The sequence below is a fragment of the Nocardia sp. NPDC060220 genome (assembly GCF_042727815.1).
In the GTDB taxonomy this organism is placed as follows: Bacteria; Actinomycetota; Actinomycetes; order Mycobacteriales; family Mycobacteriaceae; genus Nocardia.
Genome location: NZ_JBHWZY010000780.1, coordinates 1 through 3,291 on the forward strand (window position 1 = coordinate 1; position 3,291 = coordinate 3,291).

Below are 3,291 nucleotides of genomic sequence, written 5' to 3' on the forward strand. Positions count from 1 at the left end.
CGACATCGTTCTCATGGTGTCGACCCTAGACGGCCCGGCCCGGCCGTGAACTTTCCGCGAACCCTGCGCATAACTCCTCCATTTCCCGGCCGCGGCGACTACATTCGGCTTCGATGCGGCTCTGCGGCAATCGGCCGGCATCTTCTGTTGGGCTGAAGCAATTGGCGATCTTCGAAAGGAACAACGTGGCCGACACGCTGCGCGTAGGCGAAGAACTGGGACTGGGGCAGTCCCTGACCGGCGGTGCGTACACCCTGGCTCTGCAGCCGGATGGCAACCTGGTGCTGACCGAGCCCGACGGCAACGTCGTCTGGGCCGCCATGACGCACGGGCAGGACGCGCAGCGCGCGGCCCTGCAGCACGACGGCGACTTCGTCGTCTACAGCGGTGGCGGCGCGCGTATCTGGGCGACCGACACCAGCGGCAAGAACGTCGAGAAGCTGGTCGTGCAGCCCGACCGCAACGTGGTGCTCTACGGCACCGACGGCTCGGTCGCGTGGGCCACCGCCACCAATACCGACAACCCGCTGCCCGCGCCGGAGCCGGTCGCGGCGGCCCCGATCGCCGAGGAGGTCCCGCCGCCGCCGGCTGCGCAGACCTACACGGTCGAGTCGGGCGACACCCTGTGGGCGATCTCGGAGCGCTTCTACGGTGACGGCAACCGCTACCAGGAGATCGCCGCGGCCTCCGGTATCGATAATCCGGATCTGATCAACGCCGGTCAGGTACTGACCATCCCGTAAGGCGCAGACGAAAGTGGCCCCGAGGCAACAGCTTCGGGGCCATTCTCGTGTTCACGGCGCTACTTGGTGGTGGTGAACGGCAGCAACGCCATCTCGCGCGCGTTCTTCACCGCGACGGCGACCTGACGCTGCTGCTGCGGGGTCAGGCCGGTGACGCGGCGGCTGCGGATCTTGCCGCGATCGGAGATGAAGGTCCGCAGCAGGTTGACGTCTTTGTAGTCGACGTACTCGATGCCCGCGGCGATCAGCGGATTCTTCTTCGGCTTACGCCCCTGGTCGGCGCGTGCCTTCTTGGACGGTGCTCGCTTCACTGCCATGGGATATTCCTTCTCACGAATCAGTTTGGGGAGTCTCTACCAGCTCGATTTGTGGACCCCGGGAAGCTCACCCCGATGGGCCATCTCGCGCACACGAACACGGGAGAGGCCGAACTTGCGGAGATAGCCGCGTGGGCGGCCGTCAGCAGCGTCCCGATTGCGCAATCGTACCGGACTGGCATTGCGTGGCTGGTTGCGCAGTTCGGCCTGGGCGGCCGAGCGTTCGGCCTCGCCGGTGCTCGGCTTGCGGATGATCTCCTTGAGCTCGGCGCGCCGGGCCGCGAACCGTTCGACGATCTCGCGCCGCTGCTCGTTGCGGGCGATCTTGGATTTCTTCGCCATCAGCGCTCTTCCCGGAAGTCGACGTGGCGGCGCACGACGGGGTCGTACTTGCGCAGAACCAGCCGGTCGGGGTTGTTGCGGCGGTTCTTGCGGGTGACGTAGGTGAAGCCGGTGTCCGCGGTGGACTTCAGCTTGACGATCGGCCGGATATCGGTCGCTTTCGAGGCCATGTTCAGCTCCTAGATCTTGTCCCCACGAGCGCGGATGCGGGCCACCACGGCCTCGATCCCGTCGCGGTCGATGGTCTTGATGCCCTTGGTGGAGACCGTCAGCGTGATGCGGCGGCCCTCGCTGGGCAGGTAGTAGGTCTTGTGCTGGATGTTGGGGTTCCAGCGTCGGTTGGTGCGCCGGTGTGAGTGGGAGACGGCTTTTCCGAAGCCGGGCTTGCGACCGGTGACCTGGCAGTGGGCCGACATGCGACCTCCTTCCATGGTTATGACAACCATTTTCGACAACGATTATTCCGCACTGTACAGTCGCCGTGAGGTAAATGAAAATCATTGTCGAAAGGGGTATCGGGTGCTGGACCAGTCAGACCGGAGAACGCCCGTGGTGCTGCTGGCCGGCTTCTCCGGACCCGCCATGGGCGGCGTCGAGCACATCGCGGCGACGCTGAGCGAGGACGCGGGCACCGTGGTGGTGCGTCACGACCTCGCCGAGCTACGTGAAGGCGTGGTGCGGCGCACGGTGCGGACCGCGGGCAACGTGAGCACCACGGTGCTCGAACTGGCGCACGGGTGCGTGTCGTGCACGCTGCGCGCCGATCTGCTGCCGATGCTGTGCACGCTCGCCACCCGCGATCACGTCGAGCGGATCGTGCTCGCGCTGGATCCCGGCATCGAGGCGGAGGCGCTGTGCCACGCGATCGAGCATGTCGAGGTCAGCGGGGTGGCCGATCGTGTCGACGGGCCCGCGGGCCGCAGCGTGCGGATCGAAGCCGTGCTGACCTGTCTGGACGGGCAGCAGTGGCTCGCCGATGCCACCGGTGACGAGGTGCTGGCCGATCGCGGGCTCGCCTCGGCCGACGACGAGCGCACGGTCGCGCAGGTGGCTGTCGGCCAGGTCGACTTCGCCGACGCGCTGGTGGTACTCACCGCGGGCGCCGACGCGCTCGATCACGAGCGGCTGGCAGCCGTGCTCGCCCGCCTCGCACCCGCGGCGCCGGTCGCCTGGCTGCCCGACCTGTCCGGCTTCGACGCCATCGAGATCGGTGCGCTGCTGACCCGCGTGCCCGCGGACTCGCGCCGGGGCCGGATCTTCGACGCGCACGCACCGCTGCTGCGGGGACAGCCGCCGCTGAGCACCGACTGCGGCGTCTCGATCGTCGAATTCGCCGCGCGCAGGCCGTTTCATCCCGAGCGGCTGCACGAAGCCCTCGACGTACTCCTCGACGGCGTGGTCACCGCCCGCGGCCGGATCTGGCTGGCGACCCAGCCCGACCACGTGGTCTGGCTCGAGTCGGCCGGTGGCGGGCTGCGGGTCGGCGGCGCCGGTCGCTGGCTGGCCGCGATGAGCGCCGAGGAACAGGCCGGCGCCGACCCGGATCGGCGGGCGATGGGCGCGCTGGGCTGGGACGAGCGATTCGGCGATCGCGATGTGTCGCTGGTGATCCTGGCTCACGACGCGGACCCCGCCGAGATCCGGCACGCCCTGCACTGGGCGCTGGTCGAGGACGACGAACTGCTGCTCGTCGACCGGGCGCCGGAACGAGTCGCGTTGTGGGAGGACCCCTTCGGCGACTGGCATCAAGATCCCTGCGCCGATCCCACCGAGGCAACGGCCTCGGCGAGCGAGCGCACAAACCCGAGAGGAGAAGCGGCATGAAAGCGGGCATCCACCCCGACTACCACCCCGTCGTGTTCGAGGACGCGAGCACCGGCAAGCAGTTC

General features: G+C 68.2%; 6 protein-coding genes and 1 pseudogene. 3 read left to right on the forward strand and 4 right to left on the reverse strand.

Features of this window, described 5'->3' with window-relative positions:
• Positions 1–185 precede the first annotated feature (185 nt).
• Positions 186–743, forward strand: coding sequence for a LysM peptidoglycan-binding domain-containing protein (locus tag ACFWF3_RS29485; RefSeq protein ID WP_378635915.1), 558 nt, complete (start codon positions 186–188; stop codon positions 741–743).
• A gap of 59 nt (positions 744–802) precedes the next feature.
• Here the strand turns inward: ACFWF3_RS29485 and rpsR are convergent, their stop codons facing one another.
• From rpsR to rpmB, 4 genes are read right to left on the reverse strand one after another with little or no spacing between them, the layout of a single operon-like run.
• On the reverse strand, positions 803–1,060 hold the full coding sequence (gene rpsR, locus ACFWF3_RS29490) for a 30S ribosomal protein S18 (RefSeq protein WP_067449582.1): 258 nt from the start codon (positions 1,058–1,060) through the stop codon (positions 803–805).
• Between the two features lie 36 nt (positions 1,061–1,096).
• Positions 1,097–1,402 carry a 30S ribosomal protein S14 gene (gene rpsN, locus ACFWF3_RS29495; protein WP_378993269.1) on the reverse strand — a complete coding sequence of 102 codons (306 nt, stop codon included), beginning with the start codon at positions 1,400–1,402 and terminating at the stop codon, positions 1,097–1,099.
• Positions 1,402–1,572: a 50S ribosomal protein L33 gene (gene rpmG, locus ACFWF3_RS29500; RefSeq protein ID WP_379316873.1), complete on the reverse strand. Its 171-nt coding sequence runs from the start codon at positions 1,570–1,572 to the stop codon at positions 1,402–1,404. Before rpmG ends, rpsN begins: the two co-directional genes overlap by 1 nt.
• A 9-nt stretch (positions 1,573–1,581) precedes the next feature.
• The gene (gene rpmB / locus ACFWF3_RS29505; RefSeq protein ID WP_194826729.1) at positions 1,582–1,818 is read right to left on the reverse strand and encodes a 50S ribosomal protein L28; all 237 of its coding nucleotides are present in this window, start codon (positions 1,816–1,818) and stop codon (positions 1,582–1,584) included.
• A 103-nt stretch (positions 1,819–1,921) separates the two neighbouring features.
• On the opposite strand from rpmB, the gene mrf reads away from it, so the two are divergent.
• On the forward strand, positions 1,922–3,226 hold the full coding sequence (mrf, locus tag ACFWF3_RS29510; protein WP_379316875.1) for a ribosome hibernation factor-recruiting GTPase MRF: 1,305 nt from the start codon (positions 1,922–1,924) through the stop codon (positions 3,224–3,226).
• Positions 3,223–3,291, forward strand: a pseudogene (locus ACFWF3_RS29515) (50S ribosomal protein L31); the annotation flags it as partial. The gene mrf and the pseudogene ACFWF3_RS29515, both read left to right, overlap by 4 nt.